Origin of the sequence: Amycolatopsis endophytica (genome assembly GCF_013410405.1) — a bacterium.
Taxonomy (GTDB): Bacteria; Actinomycetota; Actinomycetes; order Mycobacteriales; family Pseudonocardiaceae; genus Amycolatopsis_E; species Amycolatopsis_E endophytica.
Map to the genome: position 1 here is coordinate 1,086,628 of NZ_JACCFK010000002.1, position 18,660 is coordinate 1,105,287.

Annotated in this window: 17 protein-coding genes and 1 pseudogene; 1 reads left to right on the plus strand and 17 read right to left on the minus strand. The window is 72.2% G+C overall.

Features of this window, described 5'->3' with window-relative positions; all coding sequences use genetic code 11:
• Positions 1-100: 100 nt before the first annotated feature.
• Positions 101-454: pseudogene (locus tag HNR02_RS30720) on the minus strand (mycothiol transferase).
• Positions 455-505: 51 nt separating this feature from the next.
• On the opposite strand from HNR02_RS30720, the gene HNR02_RS30725 reads away from it, so the two are divergent.
• Positions 506-940 (plus strand): OsmC family peroxiredoxin, encoded by a 435-nt coding sequence (locus HNR02_RS30725; protein WP_179777128.1) that lies wholly within the window; start codon positions 506-508, stop codon positions 938-940.
• A gap of 436 nt (positions 941-1,376) precedes the next feature.
• Here HNR02_RS30725 and HNR02_RS30730 read toward each other — a convergent pair whose 3' ends face one another.
• The 16 genes from HNR02_RS30730 to HNR02_RS30805 all read right to left on the minus strand — a co-directional run bounded on the left by HNR02_RS30730 (position 1,377) and on the right by HNR02_RS30805 (position 18,601).
• Positions 1,377-2,162 (minus strand): cell division protein FtsQ/DivIB, encoded by a 786-nt coding sequence (locus tag HNR02_RS30730; protein ID WP_179777129.1) that lies wholly within the window; start codon positions 2,160-2,162, stop codon positions 1,377-1,379.
• A gap of 1 nt (position 2,163) precedes the next feature.
• Entirely contained in the window at positions 2,164-3,573 is a 1,410-nt protein-coding gene (murC, locus tag HNR02_RS30735; protein ID WP_179777130.1) for a UDP-N-acetylmuramate--L-alanine ligase, read from the minus strand.
• Positions 3,570-4,673 (minus strand): undecaprenyldiphospho-muramoylpentapeptide beta-N-acetylglucosaminyltransferase, encoded by a 1,104-nt coding sequence (gene murG, locus HNR02_RS30740; protein WP_179777131.1) that lies wholly within the window; start codon positions 4,671-4,673, stop codon positions 3,570-3,572. Before murG ends, murC begins: the two co-directional genes overlap by 4 nt.
• Before the next feature lie 6 nt (positions 4,674-4,679).
• Positions 4,680-6,095 carry a putative lipid II flippase FtsW gene (gene ftsW, locus HNR02_RS30745; protein WP_179777132.1) on the minus strand — a complete coding sequence of 472 codons (1,416 nt, stop codon included), beginning with the start codon at positions 6,093-6,095 and terminating at the stop codon, positions 4,680-4,682.
• Positions 6,082-7,476, minus strand: coding sequence for a UDP-N-acetylmuramoyl-L-alanine--D-glutamate ligase (gene murD, locus HNR02_RS30750; protein ID WP_179777133.1), 1,395 nt, complete (start codon positions 7,474-7,476; stop codon positions 6,082-6,084). Before murD ends, ftsW begins: the two co-directional genes overlap by 14 nt.
• A 4-nt stretch (positions 7,477-7,480) precedes the next feature.
• Positions 7,481-8,569 carry a phospho-N-acetylmuramoyl-pentapeptide-transferase gene (gene mraY / locus HNR02_RS30755; RefSeq protein ID WP_179777134.1) on the minus strand — a complete coding sequence of 363 codons (1,089 nt, stop codon included), beginning with the start codon at positions 8,567-8,569 and terminating at the stop codon, positions 7,481-7,483.
• Positions 8,566-10,035, minus strand: a complete 1,470-nt coding sequence (locus tag HNR02_RS30760; RefSeq protein WP_179777135.1) for a UDP-N-acetylmuramoyl-tripeptide--D-alanyl-D-alanine ligase — start codon at positions 10,033-10,035, stop codon at positions 8,566-8,568. The genes mraY and HNR02_RS30760 overlap by 4 nt, the downstream gene beginning before the upstream one ends.
• Positions 10,032-11,621 carry a UDP-N-acetylmuramoyl-L-alanyl-D-glutamate--2,6-diaminopimelate ligase gene (locus HNR02_RS30765; protein ID WP_179777136.1) on the minus strand — a complete coding sequence of 530 codons (1,590 nt, stop codon included), beginning with the start codon at positions 11,619-11,621 and terminating at the stop codon, positions 10,032-10,034. The genes HNR02_RS30760 and HNR02_RS30765 overlap by 4 nt, the downstream gene beginning before the upstream one ends.
• A 175-nt stretch (positions 11,622-11,796) precedes the next feature.
• Positions 11,797-13,686, minus strand: coding sequence for a peptidoglycan D,D-transpeptidase FtsI family protein (locus tag HNR02_RS30770; protein WP_179777137.1), 1,890 nt, complete (start codon positions 13,684-13,686; stop codon positions 11,797-11,799).
• Entirely contained in the window at positions 13,686-14,438 is a 753-nt protein-coding gene (gene ftsL / locus HNR02_RS30775; RefSeq protein WP_179777138.1) for a cell division protein FtsL, read from the minus strand. The genes HNR02_RS30770 and ftsL overlap by 1 nt, the downstream gene beginning before the upstream one ends.
• The gene (rsmH, locus tag HNR02_RS30780; RefSeq protein ID WP_179777139.1) at positions 14,435-15,394 is read right to left on the minus strand and encodes a 16S rRNA (cytosine(1402)-N(4))-methyltransferase RsmH; all 960 of its coding nucleotides are present in this window, start codon (positions 15,392-15,394) and stop codon (positions 14,435-14,437) included. Before rsmH ends, ftsL begins: the two co-directional genes overlap by 4 nt.
• Before the next feature lie 195 nt (positions 15,395-15,589).
• Positions 15,590-16,021, minus strand: coding sequence for a division/cell wall cluster transcriptional repressor MraZ (gene mraZ, locus HNR02_RS30785; RefSeq protein WP_026153053.1), 432 nt, complete (start codon positions 16,019-16,021; stop codon positions 15,590-15,592).
• Positions 16,022-16,443: 422 nt separating this feature from the next.
• Positions 16,444-17,157 (minus strand): ESX secretion-associated protein EspG, encoded by a 714-nt coding sequence (locus tag HNR02_RS30790; protein ID WP_179777140.1) that lies wholly within the window; start codon positions 17,155-17,157, stop codon positions 16,444-16,446.
• Positions 17,154-17,711 (minus strand): PE-PGRS family protein, encoded by a 558-nt coding sequence (locus HNR02_RS30795; protein WP_179777141.1) that lies wholly within the window; start codon positions 17,709-17,711, stop codon positions 17,154-17,156. Before HNR02_RS30795 ends, HNR02_RS30790 begins: the two co-directional genes overlap by 4 nt.
• A gap of 10 nt (positions 17,712-17,721) precedes the next feature.
• Positions 17,722-18,246 (minus strand): DUF3558 family protein, encoded by a 525-nt coding sequence (locus tag HNR02_RS30800; RefSeq protein WP_179777142.1) that lies wholly within the window; start codon positions 18,244-18,246, stop codon positions 17,722-17,724.
• Between the two features lie 4 nt (positions 18,247-18,250).
• Positions 18,251-18,601 carry a hypothetical protein gene (locus tag HNR02_RS30805; protein WP_179777143.1) on the minus strand — a complete coding sequence of 117 codons (351 nt, stop codon included), beginning with the start codon at positions 18,599-18,601 and terminating at the stop codon, positions 18,251-18,253.
• Between the last annotated feature and the right edge of the window lie 59 nt (positions 18,602-18,660).

Consider the following 18,660-nt stretch of genomic DNA (forward strand, 5'->3'; position numbering starts at 1 on the left):
TCCCCGCTCCGTCCGCCGAAGGTAGGGATCCGGCAGACCGGAATCCAGTAGCCACGCCGCGTGTCGGCCCTGCCGTTGCAAAATCACCGCGCCGGAGGTGTCATTCCCCGGTTCGGCCGTCGGTCAGCTCACGCAGCAGATCCAGGTGCCCCGCGTGCCTGCCGGTCTCTTCCACCAGGTGGATCAGCACGTAGCGGAGGTTGATCGTGCCGTCCCGGTAGGACACACGTGAGCCGGGTTCGAGTTCCGCCGCGATGGCGCGGCTGGTGTCGATCGGGCCTGCCGTCCAGGACGACCTCGAACCGGTAGAGCTCCACAAAGGTCAGATGGCCGACGAGCCGGCGATCGTCGTCAGCTCACTGGGCACGAGGCTCCACCAGGCCTGCTCGTAGAAGTCCAGGGAATCGCTCAGCCGCGCGCGTTCCCCGGACGTATTCGTTGCGTACAACTTAATTGTGCGCTACGTTCGTGGAGGAGATCTTCCCAGCGACGAAAGGTGGACACCATGCCCAGCCGCGATGCCACGACCCATTGGGTGGGTGGCCTGCAGACCGGCAAGGGTCACGTCACGCTCGACTCGTCCAACGCGGGCCAGTTCGACGTGTCGTTCCCGACGCGTGCCGGCAACCCGGAGGGCCAGACCAGCCCCGAGGAACTCATCGCCGCCGCGCACTCCTCGTGCCTCGCGATGAACCTGACCGGCGTGCTGGAATCGGAGAACCTGGCCGCGGAGTCCGTCGACGTGAGCGCCGAAGTCACCCTCGGACCGGCGCAGGGGGGCGGTTTCGAGATCAGCGGCATCGCGATCACGGTGCGCGCCAAGGTGCCGGGCGTGGACGCGGCCCGTTTCGCCGAGCTGGCCAAGACGGCGGAGCGGACCTGCCCGGTGTCGAAGGCCCTGTCCGGGACGACGATCACCCTGGACGCGGCGCTGGACTGAGGTCGTTCGGGTGAGGCAAAACCGGCGGACGGCAACGGAACCTGCACCGGCACTCAGTGGCCGTGCCCTGAACCGGCGGCCTGGCACCACAATCGAACCACCGCCTCACCCGCACCTCCCCCGCCCCCGATACACAGCCGCCCTAACGGTCGAGACGCCGGGTCAAGCCACGCTTTCCCGGCTTGACGCGGCGGCTCGACCGTTAGACGATCACGGCTCGGGGGAAAAGCCCAGGCCGGGGTTTTTTGCGCGCAGCGCCTGTCTTTTCGCCGTGCGAAGCGCGGGTCCAAAGATCAAAAGAGTCCTCGCCGGACGGGCTGGCTCCGGGATGACCAGGGGTTTTGCACTCCGCCTCACCTTGGCATGGGGGTCGCTGGGTGGTCATCCCGTCTCGTTTTAGGGCAGGGCAGCTCGCTGGCGCGCGCTTGGGCCTGCCTCAGGAGACGGTCGGGAGTTCGGGGCTGGCGACGTCGTAGATCTGGCCGTCCCGGCTCAGCAGCACGTTCAGCACGCGCGCCTTGCGCTCCGCGTTGCCCGCGTCGCCCCACCGGACTGTCTTGCCGGTGTTCAGGGTGAACTCCACGCCGCCCGGTGTCTTCGCCCGCACGGCGGTGATCTGGCTCTTCAGAGGTTCCGGGACGGCGGCGAGCACCGCCACCACCGACCGGGTCACGGCATCTTCCGGGGAGACCGTCGCGACCTGCAGTTCCGGCAGCTTCTCCGGTTTGTTCTGCACCGTCTTGTAGTCCAGGCCACCGGAGTCGACCAGATGGAAACCGTCCGCGGCGGCCACGAAACCGACCGGCGTCCGCTCCGTCACCGTGATGTCCACTGTGGAGGGCCAGGACCGGGAGACGTCCACAGTGGCCACCCCGGGGATGCCCGTCACGCGTGCGGCGACCTCGTCGGTGTCGAGCAACAGCATCGGTTCGAGGTCGGGCACCGCGGCGGCCGCCAGGATCTGGTCGCCCGGCACGCTTCGCGCGCCGTGTACCTCCACCGAACGGACCCCCAGCAACGACGTGAACAACACGACGTACCCCACGCCGGCGATGGTCAGCACGGTCAGCAGCGCCACCCACCGGCGGCGCAGCGCACGACGCCTCGACACGCCCGTGCCCGTCCGCCGTCGTGCCGTGAGGGGGCGACGGCCACGGCGGCTGCGCACCGCCGTGGATGACGACCGCCGCGTGGAGGGCCTGCTGCGCTCCTGCGTGGCCAACCTAACCCCCGGCCCGCCGGTCCAGCTCGGCCAGGATCTCCGGGCCCAGCTGGGTCACGTCACCCGCGCCCATGGTCACCAGCAGGTCCCCGGGCTTGACCAGGTCCGCCGCCAGCGCCACGGCACGGTCGAACGCCGGCTCGTAGTGCACCCCCGCGCCGGTGATCTTCTCCGCGATCAGCGCGCCCGTGACGCCCGGCTCCGGCTCCTCGCGGGCACCGTAGACGTCGAGCAGCACGACCTCGTCGGCCAGCCCGAGCGCCTGCGCGAACTCCGCGGCGAACAGCTTCGTGCGCGAGTACAGGTGCGGCTGGAACACCACGACCACCCGGCCACCGCCCGCGGCCTGCCGCACGGCCCGCAGTTGCGCGTCGACCTCCGTCGGGTGGTGCGCGTAGTCGTCGTAGACCCGCACGTCGCCCGCCCGGCCCTTGAACTCGAACCGCCGCCGCACACCCCCGAACGCGGCCAGCCCCTCGGCCAGCCCCTCCAGCGGGGCGCCCAGCTCCAGCCCGGCCAGCAGCGCCGCGACCGCGTTGAGAGCCATGTGCTCGCCCGGCACCGCCACCCGCACCTCGGTCTCGGCGCCGTCCAGCGCGACCCGCACGACCCCGCCGCCGTCGTCCGGCCGGTAGTCCAGCACCTTCGCATCCCCCGGCGCGGTCACCGACCGGCCGTAGCGCCGCACGCGCACGCCCTGCGACGCGGCGTGGTCGCCCAGCGCGTCCGCGGCCTCGTCGTCGGCGCACACGATCAGCAGACCGCCCGGTTCGATCCGACCGGTGAACCGCGTGAAGACCGCGGTGTAAGCCTCGGCGGTGCCGTGGTGGTCCAGATGGTCCGGCTCGACGTTGGTCACCACCGCCACCGACGGCGAGTAGCTCAGGAACGACCCGTCGCTCTCGTCGGCCTCGGCGACGAACATCCCGCCATCACCGTGGTGGGCGTTCGCGCCGGACTCGTTCAGGTCGCCACCGATGGCGAACGACGGGTCCATCCGGCAGTGCTGCAACGCGACGGTGAGCATCGACGTGGTCGAGGTCTTGCCGTGCGTACCGGCGATGCAGGCGACCCGGTGACCCGCCATCAGCAAGGCCAGCGCCTGCGCCCGGTGCAGCACCGGGATGCCGCGGGAACGCGCGGCCACCAGCTCCGGGTTGCTCTCCTTGATGGCCGTCGACACCACCACGGCGGACGGGCCGCCGGGCAGTGCGTCCAGGTTCTCCGGGCGCTGCCCGATGCCGATCTCGGCGCCCTGCGCGCGCAGCGTCAGGAACGCCCGCGAGTCCTTGGCGTCCGAGCCGGACACGCGGGCACCGCGCGCCAGCAGGATGCGCGCGATGCCGCTCATCCCGGCACCGCCGATCCCGATCAGATGGGCCCGGCTCAGTTCGGCGGGGACGTCGCTCATTTCCCGCACACCTCCAGAACGATCCGCGCCAGCACCTCGTCGGCCTCACGGTGGCCCAGCCCGACCTGCGCGGCACTCATCTCCGCCACCTTCGCGGGATCGGTGACCATCGGGATGACCAGATCGGCCACCTTCGCCGGGGTCAGGTCCGCGTCGGTGACCATGAGCGCCGCGCCCGCGTCGACCGCCGGGCGCGCGTTGACCGCCTGCTCACCGTTGCCGTGCGGCAGCGGCACGAACACCGCGGGCAGCCCGACCGCCGACACCTCGGCCGCCGTCATCGCGCCCGAACGGCACAGCACCATGTCCGCCGCCGCGTAGGCCAGGTCCATCCGCTCCAGGTACGGCACCGGCACGTACGCCGGACGGCCCGGGAACTCCTGCACCACCAGACTGTTCTTCGGACCGTGCGCGTGCAGCACGCCGACCCCCGCCCCGGCCAGCTCCTTGGCCGCGCCGGAGACCGCGGTGTTGATCGACTGCGCGCCCTGGGAACCGCCGAAGACCAGCAGTGTCGGGGCGTCCGGGTCGAGTCCGAAGTGCTCGCGCGCCCGCGCCCGCAGCGCGGCGCGGTCCAGCGACGTGATCGAGCTGCGCAGCGGGATCCCGGTCACCTCGGCGCCCGGCAGCGGCGTGTCCGGCACCGCGACCGCGACGCGCTTCGCGAACCGCGCGCCGACCCGGTTCGCCAGGCCCGGCGACTGGTTGGCCTCGTGCACCACGATCGGCACCCGGCCGCGCGCGGCGAAGTAGGCGGGCAGCGACACGTAACCGCCGAACCCGACCACCACGTCCGCGCCGACCCGGTCCAGCACCGCGCGGGTCTGCCTGACCGAGTCCCGGATCTTGAGCGGCAGCCGCAGCAGATCCGCCGTCGGCTTGCGCGGCAACGGCACCGGCGGGATCAGCTCCAGCGGATACCCGCGCGCCGGGACCAGCTTGTTCTCCAGACCCCGGGACGTGCCCAGTGCGACCACCGTCGCGTCCGGCCGCAACCGCCGCACGGCGTCGGCCAGCGCCAGCGCGGGTTCGATGTGTCCGGCCGTGCCGCCGCCCGCCACCACCACGGTGGGAGCCACGCCGGTAACCGCCTTGCTCACTTGCTCCTACGTCCCTCTCCGCACTGAACTTCCCCGTCTGCCCGGCGCCGCGCGCCGTCGCTCGGGCGCCTGCGCCGATCGTGCCCCGCGTGCCGAGGGCCGGTCACCGCGGGGTGCCGCACGACCGCTCCCCCGCCGCCGGGTGGGCGGCCGGTAGACCTCGGGCGCGGGCAGCCGCAGCAGGCGGCCGAACTTGCCCGGCCCCTGCGACCGCAGCGCCGCCACCGACTCCGGCTCGTGCCGTGCCGCGTTGGCCAGCAGGCCCATCAGGAACATCGTGACCCACACCGAGGTGCCACCCGCCGAGATCAGCGGCAGCGTCACGCCGGTGACCGGCAGCAACCCGACCACGTAGCCGATGTTGATGCCCGCCTGGGACACGGTGAACACCGTGAGCGTGCCGGCCACGATCCGGATCCACGGGTCCAGGTTACGCATGGCGATCCGCAGGCCGACGATGGCGAGCCCGGTGAACAGGCCGATCACCACGATGCAGCCGATGAAGCCGAGCTCCTCGCCGATCACCGCGAAGATGAAGTCGTTCTGCACGTTGGGCAGGTAGGACCACTTCGACGGTCCCTGCCCGAGGCCCTTGCCGAACAGCCCGCCGTCGGCGAGCGCGAGCTTGGCCTGCATGGCCTGGTAGCCGGAGTCGCTGGTGTCCGAACCGGGCGACAGGAACGACATGATGCGCGAGAGCCGGTAGGAGGCGGTCAGCGCCAGCACCACGGCCCCGGCGACACCGCCCGCGAGGATCACCGCGAACAGCCGCTTCGGCGCGCCGGCGAACCACAGCAGCGACATCAGGACCACGCCGAGGGTGATCGTGCCGGACAGGTTGGGCTGGGCCATGACCATCGCGAACATCAGCAGCGCGACCGGTACCACCGGCACCATCAGATGCCGCCACTGGTGCAGCACGTGGTACTTGGTGACCAGCACGTGCGCGCCCCACAGCGCGAAGGCGACCTTGGTGAACTCCACCGGCTGCACCGAGAACCCGCCGACCACGAACCACCGCTGGGCGCCGCCGCCGGCCGAGCCGAGCGGCGTCAGCACCAGCGCCAGCATCCCCAGGCACACCAGCACCGCCATCGACGACAGCGCGCGGGTCCGCTTCAACGGCATCCGCAGCGCCACCCAGAACACCACGGCCCCGGTCAGCACGAAGATCAGGTGCTTCTTGAACAGTGAGTACACGCCGGAACCGGTGTCCGGGTCGACGGAGGCGACCGAGGACGCCGACAGCACCATCACGATGCCGATCGAGGTGAGCAGGCCGGTCAGGGCCAGCACCAGGTGGAAGTCGGCCAGCGGGCGCGACAGCCACGCGGTCAGCGCGGTGAACGTGGCGCGGGCCGGGCTCTGCCGGTCACGCCTGCGTGGCGCTTGTTCCTGTTCCCGCTCCTCAACGGCCGTCATCGGCAGACCCCGTCGCACGGGCCAGGACCGCGTCGGCGAAGGCGTCGCCCCGATGGGCGTAGTTGCGGAACATGTCCAGGGACGCCCCGGCCGGTGCCAGCAGCACCACGTCACCGGGCCGGGCCAGGTCGCTGGCCACCGAGACCGCCTCGTTCATGGCCTCATCGTCACCCGAAGCGACCCGATGGACGGGGACATCCGGCGCGTGTCGCGCGAGAGCGGCCGCGATCACCGGCGCGTCCGTGCCCATCAGCACGGCCCCGCGCAGACGTCCGGCGACCGCCTCGACCAGCTCGTCGACGGCGGCGCCCTTGAGCTGGCCGCCCGCGATCCACACCACGCTGGAGTGCGCGAGCAGCGATCCGGCGGCCGCGTGCGGGTTGGTGGCCTTGGAGTCGTTGACGTAGCGGACGCCGCCGGACTCCCCCACCTCGACGGCGCGGTGCGCGCCGGGCTGGAATTCGCGCAGGCCCTTCGCGACGCCACCCGGGTCGACCCCGTACGCGCGGGCCAGCGCGGCCGCGGCGAGGGCGTTGGCGAGGTTGTGCCGTCCGGCCGGGCGCACCTCGCCGACGGAGATCAGCTCCTCGGCGGAGTGCTGCGGGTCCGGCCCGTAGGCGCGGTCGATCAGCAGGTCCTCGACCAGGCCCAGCTCACCGGGACGCGGGGTGTCGAGCCGGAACCCGACCCGCTTCGCTCCCGCGGGGGCGTACTCGCCTGCCAGCCGGACCGACCACGGGTCCTCGGAGTTGTGCACGACGACAGCCGAATGGGCGTGGATCGTGCCCTTCGCGGCGGCGTATTCGTCCATCGTGCCGTGCCAGTCGAGGTGGTCCTCGGCGAGGTTGAGCACCACCGAGGCGTGCGGGGCCAGCGTCGAGGACCAGTGCAGCTGGAAGCTGGACAGCTCCACCGCGAGCGCCTCGTAGCCCTCGAACACCGCGTCCAGCACGGGCAGGCCGATGTTGCCGCAGGCCAGCGCGTGCACGCCACCGGCGCGCAACATCGACTCCAGCATGCCGACCGTGGTGGTCTTGCCGTTGGTGCCGGTGACCGCGAGCCAGGTGGCCGGGTTCGGCAGGTCACGGGAGGCACGCCAGGCCAGCTCGACGTCGCCGATCACCTCGATGCCCGCCGCGGCGGAGGCGACCAGCAGCGGCGCGGTGGGCCGCCAGCCGGGGCTGGTGACCACCAGGTCGGTCCCGGCGGGCGGCTCGGTGAGGCCGGGGACCAGTTCGGCGCCCAGGCCCCGCAGCTCGTCCAGGCGGGCGGGGTTGCCGTCGGTCACGGTGACCCGCGCGCCGCGCTCGGTCAGCGCCCGCACCGCCGAGCGGCCGGTCACCCCGGCACCGGCGACGAGGACGTCGCGTCCGGCGAACACTGTCCTAGCCCCCCGCGCCGAGCTGTTCGGAGTAGAAGAGGCCGAGACCGAACATGCAGCAGATCGCGGCGAGCAGCCAGAACCGGATGATCACCGTGGTTTCCGCCCATCCGGCCAGTTCGAAGTGGTGGTGGAACGGGGCCATCCGGAACAGCCGCCGCCGCGTCGTGCGGAACACCGCGATCTGCAGCACCACCGAGATCATCTCGACCATGAACAGGCCACCGATGACGATGGCGAGCAGCTCGGTGCGGGTCAGGATCGACAGCCCGGCGACCAGGCCACCCAGGGCGAGCGAACCGGTGTCACCCATGAAGATCTTCGCGGGCGCGGCGTTCCACCACAGGAACCCGACGCACGCACCGGCCGCGGCGGCCGCGACCACCGCGAGGTCCAGCGGGTCACGCACGTCGTAGCAGGCGGCCTGCGGCGTCACCACGCACGACAGACGGGCCTGCCAGAACGCGATCACCACGTAGGTCGCGAGCACCATCGCCGAGGTGCCGCCGGCGAGCCCGTCCAGGCCGTCGGTGAAGTTCACCGCGTTCGACCAACCGGAGATGACCACGTAGCAGAAGATCACGAAGATCACCGCGGGGAAGGTGATCAACGCCAGGTCGCGCACGTAGCTCAGGTTCCGCGAGGCCGGGGTCAGGCCGTAGCGGTCGGCGAACTGCAGCGCCAGTATCCCGAACGCCACCGCGACCACCAGCTGGCCGACCAGCTTCGCGGTCTTGTTCAGCCCCAGGTTGCGCTGCTTGCGAATCTTGATGAAGTCGTCCAGGAACCCGACCACACCCAGCCCGACCGCGAGGAACAGCACCAGCAGGCCGGACGCGGACGGGCCGTCGTTGCCCGTGCTGCCGGAGCCGATCCAGTTCATCACGTGCGCGGCGAAGTAGCCGACCACCATCGCGATGATGATGGCGACCCCGCCCATCGTGGGCGTGCCGCGCTTGGACTTGTGGCCCTGCGGGCCCTCCTCGCGGATCTCCTGGCCGAAGCCCTGCCGGGAGAACACCCGGATGAGGTAGGGCGTGAGCAGGATGGAGACCAGGAGACCGATCGCGGCCGCGATCAGAATGCTGATCACGCAACACCTTCCTTGAGCAGTGCGTCAGCGACGAGCCAGAGCTCGGCGACCTTCGAAGCCTTCACGAGCACGACGTCACCGGGCTCCAGCTGCTCGCGCAGGAGGTCGATCGCGGCACCGGCGTCGGGCACCAGCACGGACTCCTCTCCCCACGAACCCTCGTGGCTGGCGCCCTGGTGCATCGCGGCGGCCTGTTCCCCGACCACCACGAGCCTGCCGATGTTGAGCCGGACCGCGAGGCGGCCGATCTCGTCGTGCGCGGACACGCTATCGGCACCCAGTTCGCCCATCACACCGAGGACCGCCCAAGAACGCTTTCCGCGGCTCGCGGAGGCCAGGGTCTTGAGCGCGGCCCGCATCGACTCGGGGTTGGCGTTGTAGGAGTCGTTCATGACGACGACGCCGTCCGCGCGCGTGGTGACCTCCATGCGGCGCGCGGAGCGGCGCTGCGCCGAGGACAGCCGCTGCGCGACCTCCTCGACGCTGGAGCCCAGCTCCAGCGCGATCGCGGCGGCGGTCAGCGCGTTGCCGACGTGGTGCTCGCCGTACAGGGACAACGTCACCGGCGCCGCCCCGGCCGGGGTCACCAGCCGGAAGGAGGCGCGGGCCTGCTCGTCGAGCGTGATGCCCTCGGCGCGCACCCGCGCGTCCGGGTGCTCGCCGACACCGACGACGCGGGCCGTGGTCCGGCTCGCCATCGCCGCGACCAGCGGATCGTCCAGGTTCAGGACCGCCACGCCGCCCTCACCTGCCGAGGGCAGCGCCTCGACCAGCTCCCCCTTGGTCTTCGCGATGCCCTCGCGCGAGCCGAACTCGCCCAGGTGGGCACTGCCCACGTTGAGCACGGCCCCGATGCGCGGCGGGGCGATCTCCGCGAGGTGCGCGATGTGCCCCGGCCCGCGGGCGGACATCTCCAGCACCAGGTGCCGGGTGCTTTCGGACGCGCGCAGTGCCGTCCAGGGGTGGCCCAGCTCGTTGTTGAACGACCCGGGCGGCGCGACCGTCTCGCCGAGCGGTTCCAGCAGCTGCGCGATGAGGTCCTTGGTGGAGGTCTTACCGGACGAACCGGTCACCCCGACCACGGTGAGCCCGGCGCGGGACAGCTCGACGACGACGTGCCGCGCGAGCTTGGCCAGCGCCGCCAGCACGGCGGCGCCGGAACCGTCCTTGTCCCCGGTCAGCGCGACCGAGCGGTCGTGCGCCTCACCCGGCGGCAACGGCGGCACGATCACCGCGGGGGCGTCGACCTCGCGGGCGGCCAGCACACCGGCGGCCCCGCTCTCGACCGCCTTCGCGGCGAAGGCGTGCCCGTCGACCTTCTCCCCGGGCAGGGCGACGAACAACCCGCCCGGCGTCAGGCGGCGCGAGTCGAACTCGACGCTGCCGGTGACCGTCTCGTGGCCGTCGGTGCGGTGCAGGCGGCCACCGGTGACGGCGGCGATCTGCGCCAGGGTGAGCGGGATCAACGGGTCTCCTGGTTCTCTTCGAGCCGGTACCGGATCGCCGACGCCAGCTCGTCACGGTCGGAGAAGGGGTGCACGATCCCCGCGGCCTCCTGGCCGGTCTCGTGACCCTTCCCCGCGATGAGCACGACGTCCCCCGGCCGGGCCAGCTCGACCGCCTTGACGATCGCCTCGCGGCGGTCGCCGATCTCCAGCACCTCGCCGGAGTCGGGACCGGCGGCGCGGGCGCCGGTGAGCATGGCGGCGCGGATCGCGGCCGCGTCCTCCGAGCGCGGGTTGTCGTCGGTGACGATGAGAACCTCGCTGCGTTTGGCGGCCGCCTCGCCCATCATCGGGCGCTTCGCCGTGTCCCGGTCGCCACCACAGCCCAGCACGGTGATGATCCGGCCGTCGGTGCGGGCCCGCAGCGCGTCCAGCGCCTGGGCCACCGCGGCGGGCTTGTGCGCGTAGTCGACGACGGCGGTGAAGTCCTGGCCCTCGTAGACCCGCTCCATCCGGCCGGGGACCTCGACGTGCGCGAGCCCGGTGACGGTCTCCTCCAGCGTCACGCCGCAGGTCTCCAGGATCGCCGCGGCCAGCAGCGCGTTGGCGATGTTGAACGTGCCGGGCAGCGGCAGCGTCGCCCGCGCGGTGCGGCCGGACGGCGAGTGCAGCGTGAAGCTCTGCTCCCCGGTGGCCGTGATGGCGAAGTCGGTGGCGGTCCAGCTGGCGTCCACGCCCGGGTCGGTGGTCACCGTGATCGTGTGCGGGGTGACCAGCGTCTGGCCCCACGCGGTGTCGATGCACACCACCTCGGTGGTGGAGCGGCCGTCGAACAGCAGCGACTTGGCGGCGAAGTACTCCTCCATGTCGCGGTGGAAGTCCAGGTGGTCCTGGGAGAGGTTGGTGAACGCGCCGACCGCGAACCGGGTGCCGTTGACGCGGCCCAGCGCGAGCGCGTGGCTGGAGACCTCCATCGGCACGTGCGTGACGCCCTGCTCGACCATCACCGCGAGCAGCGCCTGCAGGTCCGGCGCCTCCGGCGTGGTGAACGCGCTGGCCAGCCGCTCGCCGGCGATGCGGGTCTCGATGGTGCCGATCAGGCCGGTCACGTGCCCGGCGGCGCGCAGGCCCGACTCGACCAGGTACGTGGTGGTCGTCTTGCCCGAGGTACCGGTGATGCCCAGAACGGCCAGCTCCAGCGACGGCTCACCGTAGATCCAGGCCGCGATCGCGCCCAGCACCCCGCGCGGGTCCGGGTGCACCAGCACCGGCACCCCCGGCTCGCGCAACGCGGGCCGGTCCGCGCCCGCCTCGTCGGTGAGCACCGCCGCGGCCCCGGCCGCGATGGCCTCCGCGGCGAAGTCCGCCCCGTGCGCCCGCGCGCCCGGCAGCGCGGCGAACAGGTCGCCGGGCAGGACGTGCTGCGCCCGCAGGGTGGCCCCGGTCACGACCGTGTCACCGGGCCAGTACGGTTCACCGACCAGGCGCGCGTCCGCGCGCGCGACGAGCGTGGTGAGCGGGACCGGCTCGATGCGGGCGGGCCGCGGCGGAGCCGACACCGCCTTGACCGGGCTGTCCGGGACCCGCCCCTTCGCTTCCTGCGACATGGTGCTGCTTCCAGACGCTTTCACCGACACAGCTCGGAAGGTTACCCAGGTGGTGTTTCCGCCCGGCGCCCGGTCCACCCACCCGCCAGTGTCTCGATTGGACAGCGATTACCGAAATTCCGGTGGCGGCTTGCGTAGCGGTGCAAGCTGCGAGGGTGGTGAGACGGCTGCGCCGTCAGGGCAGCACCAGCGGCACGTACGGAGCGGCGCCGTGGGAGAGCGGGATCTGGTACCGCTGCGCCAGGTAGGAGGCGATGTCGTGGAACAGCGGCGCCGCCGAGTGGCCCGCGGGCAGCGTCGTGTCGGGCGCGTCCAGCCGGATGCCCACCACGAACCGCGGGTTGTCCGCGGGCAGGATCCCGGCGAAGGTGATGTTGTACAGGGAGTCGCTGTACGCGCCGGTCGCCGGGTTGACCTGCTGGCCGGTGCCGGTCTTGCCGGAGATCTGGTAGCCCTCCAGTGCCGCCGTCGGCGCCGTGCCGCTGTTGCCGTTGCGGCCGGACTGCGTGACCGCGCGCATCATGTTCCGCACCGTCGTCGCCGTCTCCGGGCTCACCACCTGCGTGGTCTCCGGCGCGGCCTTGGGCACCGCGGTGCCGTCCGGGCGGATCTCCTCCTTCACGATGCTCGGCTGCACGCGCAGCCCGTTGTTCGCGATCGCCTGGTACATCGCCGCCATCTGCACCACGGTCATCGACAGGCCCTGGCCGATCGGCAGGTTGCCGAACGTGGTGCCGGTCCAGGTGTCGCGCGGCGGCACGTACCCGCGGCTCTCCCCGGACAGGCCCAGCCCGGCGCTCTGCCCCACGCCGAAGCGCTTGAGGTAGTCCAGGTACCTGTCGGGGCCGAGCTCCTGCGCCAGCAGCAGGGTGCCGATGTTGGAGGACTTGGCGAAGATGCCGGTGACGGAGAAGTTCTGGGTGCCGTGCGTCCAGGCGTCGTGCACCGTGTGGTCGGCGACCTTGAGGGTGCCGGGCACCTGCAGCACGGACTCCGGGGTGACCAGGCCCGCGTCGATGGCCGCGGCGGCGGTGACGATCTTGTTCACCGAGCCCGGCTCGTACGGTGTGGAGACCGCCTCCAGGTCCATCAGCGACTGCGTGTAGGTCTTGTTGTCGTTCGGGTCGAAGGTCGAGTCGTCGGCGAGGCCGTAGATCTCGCCGGTCCGCGTGTCCATCACGACGGCGCTGGCGCCCTTGGCGTGCGATTCCTTGACGTAGTCGGCCAGCGCGTTCTGCAGGAAGTACTGCACGTCGGAGTCGAGCGTGAGCACCACGTCGTTGCCGGGCGTGGCGGGCTGCACGTCGCGCTCGGTGCCGGGGATGATCACGTTGTCGTTGCCCTGCTTGGTGTCCGCCACGTACTGCCCCGCCTTGCCGGACAGGTCGTCGTTGAGCGTGTACTCCAGCCCGGCCAGGCCCTGCAGGCTGTGCTTGGACACGTCGGGATCGTCCATCCGCCAGTTCGCCAGGCCGATGACGTTGGAGGCGAGGGTGTCGCCCGGGTACTCGCGGGCGGCGCGCACCTCGGCGCCGATCTCCGGGAACGCGGTGGTGATCTCCTCCGCCACCGACGGCTCGACGCCGTCGGCCAGGTAGGTGAACGACGATGTCTTGTGGAAGTCGGCGAGCAGCTCGGCCTCGGTGACGCGGCCGGGCAGCTTGGCGGCGATGAACTTCGCCGCGTCCGCCACCCGCGTCTCGAAGTTCTGGCCCCCCGCCGGGTTCTCGGCCGCGACCTCGTCCCACGCCTTGCGCATCGAGCGCAGGTTCACCGACAGCGCACGGGTCTCCACGGTGAACGCGAGCTTGACGTTGTTGCGGTCCACAATGGACCCACGCTGGGCCTGGATCGGGATCGTGGTGCTGCGCTGGCTCTCGGCCTGCGCCGAGAGCGCGGCCGCCTCGAACCCCTGCACCTGGACGAGTTTGAGCCCGGCCAGCACGAGCACCGCGACGAGCGCCACGCGCACGCCGACGTAGCGCCCCTTGCCGGTCGCGGCGTTGGGCTGCCCCGCCACCTGACGCATGCGGGCGCCATAACCGCGGCGTCCGGACCGTGCCATCACTGTCCTCCGGTCGTCTGCTGTCCCGGCGCCTGGTCACCGGCGGACGGCACCGCCGTGTCCGCCGGCTGCCCCGTGGTCTGCCCTGTCGCCTGGCTTTCGCCCTGCGCCACGTCACCCTCGATCGGGCGGCCGCCCGCCGGAGTGGACGGCGGCACCATCGGGGCCTCGGTCGCCTGCGTCACCGGAGCACCCTCGGCCTTCTTCGGTTCGCCGACGACCGTCACCGTGCCGTCCGCGTTCTGCACCAGGTGCGCGGGGTCGCCCGCGGGCACCATGCCCAGCGCCTTGGCCCGCTCGGCCAGCGACGACGGCGACTCGGCGCCACTGACGTCCTGCTGCAGCTGCTCGACCCGCTCGGCCAGGCCGGCGTTGTCCTCCCGCAGCTGCTCCAGCCGGTAGGAGTCGGCGATCGCCTGGGTCGACAGCAGCAGGGTCACCACCACGCCCGCGGCCAGCAGCATCATCACCAGCAGCACGAACGTGGCGCGCGACCGCGGCAGCCGGAGCTTGATCCGGGCCTTCTGCCGCTCGGGCTCGGGCGCGGACTGCTTGAGGCCCTCGGCACGCTGCGCGCGCCGGGCGTAGGCACGCTCGGCGGCGGTCGTGCTGCGCTGGGCCTGCGGCGCGGAACGACGGCGCCGCGCCGGTACCGGTGTGCCCAGACCTTCTTCGACCGGGACGTCCGAACGGCGCGGACGCCGTCGCGGCTCGGCGGTGGCCTGCCTGCGTGTGCGCGTGGGCGCTGTCATGCGTCCGCCTCCTTGATCCGTTCGGCCACCCGCAGGCGCACGGACGCCGCCCTCGGGTTCTGTTCGATCTCCGCTTCGGACGCCTTTTCGGCGCCACGGGTGATCAGTTTCAGTTCCGGCCCGTGGCCGGGGAGTTCGACGGGCAGGCCGGGCGGCGTGCGGGACTTCGCCAGCTGTCCGAGGGCCTGCTTGACGATGCGGTCCTCCAGCGAGTGGTAGGACTCCAGGACGATCCGGCCGCCGACGCTCAGCGCCGCCAGCGCCGCGGGAACCGCGCGCCGCAGCACCTCCAGTTCACCGTTGACCTCGATGCGCAACGCCTGGAACGTGCGCTTGGCCGGGTGCCCCCCGGTGCGCCGGCTCGCCGCGGGCACGGCGTCGTAGAGCAGCCGCACCAGGCGCTCGCTCCGGTCGAACGGCTCCCGTGCGCGCTCCGCGACGATCGCCTTGACGATCCGCTGCGCGAAGCGTTCTTCGCCGTAGTCGCGCAGGATGCGCACCAGCTCGCCCGGCTCGTAGGTGTTGAGGACGTCGGCCGCCGTCTGCCCGGTGGTCGGGTCCATCCGCATGTCCAGCGGGGCGTCGCGCGCGTAGGCGAAGCCGCGCTCCTCGGCGTCCAGCTGCATCGAGGAGACCCCGAGGTCGAACATCACGCCGTCCACACGGGACAGTCCCAGCCGGTCGAGCACCTCGGGCAGCGTGTCGTAGACGGCGTGCACCAGCTCGACCCGGTCACCGAACTTCGCCAGGCGCGCGCCGGAGCGCTCGAGCGCGTGCGGATCGCGGTCCAGCCCGATGAGTGTCAACCGCGGGAACCTGGTGAGCAGGGCCTCGGAGTGCCCGCCCAGCCCGGTGGTCGCGTCGATCGCGACGGCCGCGCGCCCGTCGAGCGCGGGAGCGAACAGCTCCAGCACGCGCTCGGTCATCACCGGCACGTGCGCGAATTCGGCTGCCACTTCTCCCACCCCCTAACCACCGTCGTGGATGCCGTCAGGTCCCCGCCCGCCCGCTGCGAACCTGGTGCCGGGGAAGGTGCACCAGGGCCACTGAGCGGACAGAGGCCTCACGGCATCCGTCGCCGGATCCCGCCCCCACTGCTGTTGCCGCCACCCGGGCCCGCGCCCCCCGACGGCGCGGGTCACCGGGAGGTCCTAGAAGACGCCCGGCAGAACCTCTTCCTGTGCCTGCGCGTAGCTGTCCTCGTGTTCCTCCAGGTAGGACTCCCACCGCTGGGCGTCCCAGATCTCCAGCCTGGTGATGGCCCCGATCACCACGCACTCCTTGTTGAGCCCGGCGTAGCGCCGCAACTCGGGCGCGATCGCGATGCGCCCCTGGCCGTCCGGGCGCTGCTCGTCGGTGCCGGCGAACAGGTACCGCTGGTAGGCCCGCACCGCCTCGTTGGTGAAGGGCGCCTCCGCGACCTTGCGGGCCAGCTGCTCGAACTCCGCACGCGGGAAGACGAAGAGGCAGTGATCTTGCCCCTTGGTGACCATCAGCCCACCTGCCAGCGCGTCGCGGAACTTCGCGGGCAGCGTGAGCCGCCCCTTGTCGTCCAGCTTCGGGGTGTGCGTGCCGAGGAACACCGGCACTCACCTCCCCGCCGCTCCCGGTGGTACACCGGATGCGGCACCAGGGGTCTCCCTTCCGCCCCACTGGCCACCACCGTACCCCACTTTTCCCCACAGTCAACGCCGCTGACGCGCTCGTCTGGGCGACACCTTCGCCGTTTTCCCTGGTCAGAAGGTGGGGGGGTGAAGTGGGGAGAAGGTGGGGAGCGCGCCCGCCCCTCCCCCGCGACGGGTACCTCGCGACCCCTGCACGCGCCCTTTTGCGCGCCCGGTGGCGGACAGTGGGGGCGCCGGTGGTGGAAGGTGGGGAACCCGGTGGGGCGTGGTGGGGGCGGAGCGCCGGAACGCACCCTTCGCGAACGTGGAACTCACCTCCGGGAACGTGGAACTCGCGCGCCGCGAGTTCTGCGCTCCGGTGCGTGAGTTCTGCGCTCGGGTCAGGGGAGGAGGGTGGTGAGACGGGTGGCGAGGCGGGCCGAGTCGGTGGGTGTCACGGTCAGCCAGTCCACTCCCCCGCGCCCGGGCGCGATCGTGCCCAGGTAGGCGCCGAGGTCGGTGCGGAACCAGCTCACGCCGCCGGTCCGGCGCAGGCGCCCGTCCTCGCGCACGCGCACCGAGAACTGGCCCGCGCCGAGCACCGGCCGGGACCGGATCGCGTGGACCTCCTCGCGCTGCCGTTCCGCGGACCGGGAGGCAGCGCCGCCGGTGAGGGCGTCCGCGGGCAGGCTCACGCCGTGGCCCGGTCCCGGCTCCAGCGGCGGCAGCAGGTCGACGATCGCGGCGAACACCTCGGTGTCGCGGATGCCGGACAGCCCGATCGTGCGGCTCGGCTGCGCGGCGAGCACGCCCCGCCTGCCCCCGGCGGCGGCCACGGCGCGGAACGGCACCTCGGCGTCCAGCTCGGGCAGCGCCTCGCACTCGACGTAGACCTCGGCCGTGGCCAGCGTCGCCAGACGGCCCTCCAGCGCGGGGTCCACCTGGTCACCGTCGACGAGGTGGCGATCGGCCAGGTTCGCGTACACCGCGCGGCGGATCTCGGCGCGTTCGGCTCCGGTCGTCCCGACGCTGCGGACGTCCAGCGGCGCGGGCACCCGGGCGTGCCCGAGGTCGTGCCACAGGATGTCGAACGCCGACGCCGAGACCCGGATCACCGCTGCCCCAGCTCCGGCGGTTCGTCGAAGAAGCGGCCCGGCACGGACTCGCGCAGCGCGGCGTCGCGGGAGTTGAGCACGTCGATCGCCTTCTGACGGGCCTCCTCGGCGGCCGCGCGCCGCTGTTCCATCGCCTCGGACAACCCGGCGAGCGCCGCGAAGTCGCCGCTCGCGGCGGCCGCCCGGATCATCGTGGCCGGATCGTAGGCGACCGGCGGCGGCATCTCGTCACGGGCGCGGGCGGCGATCCCGGCCTGGCGGCCGACCGCGTCGGACACCGCGAACGACAGATCGGTCGCCTGGCCGGACCAGTTCTCCGCTTTCGCCAGCGTCTTGCGCAGGGCCTCGCCCGCGGGCCCGTCGAACGCCTCGCCCGCACGCTCCGAGATCGCCGTCAGCGCCCGCGCCGATTCGCGCATCCGGGCGGCCAGCCCGGCCCACTGCTCGCCGATCTGCCCGGCCGCGGCCGGGTCGTTGCCGTCGGCGACCTCGGCCGCCATCGCCTCATGGCTGTAGGACTCGTACCGCCGCACCGGCTCGGGCACCTGGTTCACGCACTGGCTCCTAGGGCAGTTTGGGCTCGATGAGCCGGGCGACGGTGTTCGCCCGGTCGCAGGCGAGTGAGGTGTCCTCGAAGCCGGCGTTGGTCACGTCGACCTGCACGCTGGACTCGTCGCCGATGCCGAGCAGGACCGCGCAGGTGCCGTCGCCCGCTCGGCGGTCGGACACCCGGAACCCCTTGTGCTCCCCGACGGTGACGCGTTTGCCGGTCCCCTTGTCGATTTCCAGCGAGGCCAGCGGGGCGTCCTCCGCGAGCGTGACCGTCACGCCGAAGGTCGCGGGCTCGGTCCAGTCGCAGGCACGCGCGGTGCCGATCGTCTTCTCCTCGCCCAGCGACGTCAGCCCGGCGGTGGAGCGGTCGGTGGCCGAGAGCAGGTCACACGGGTTCAGCGCGGCCAGCCCGGTCGGCGACGGCGACGGCGGCGTGCTCGGCACGGGCACGGTCGGCCCTGCGGCGGGCGCCGCACCCTGCCCGCACGCGGTGACCAGCAGCGCCGCCGAGACGAGCACGAGGACCAGACTTCGCATCCGGTCAGCCACCACTGCAGTCGACGCCCTCTTTGGCGTCGTCGTCGCTGTCGGAGTACCGCTTGAGGGCGCGGCTGATGTTCGTCTTCAGCGTCTCCAGCTCCTGGCCGAACGCGACGAGCGACTCGGCGGCCGACCCGGGCCCGCCCAGCCCGTAGCGGGCCATGAACTCGCCGACCTCCCCGGCGTACCCGCCGCCCAGCGGCACGGTGCGGCCCAGCACGCGGGCCTCCCGCACCATCTCGCCCACGACGTCCTGCAACCGGCTGATCTGCTGGTAGGCCCCGGCCGCCAGCTCGGGCGAGACCGCGAACGCGCCCGCGTTCACGCTCAGGCCACTGCGCGTGTCGGTCATCGGTATCGTTCGCACCTCTCGGTAGCCGACCGGTTCCGCACCGCAGCATACCGGCCGAA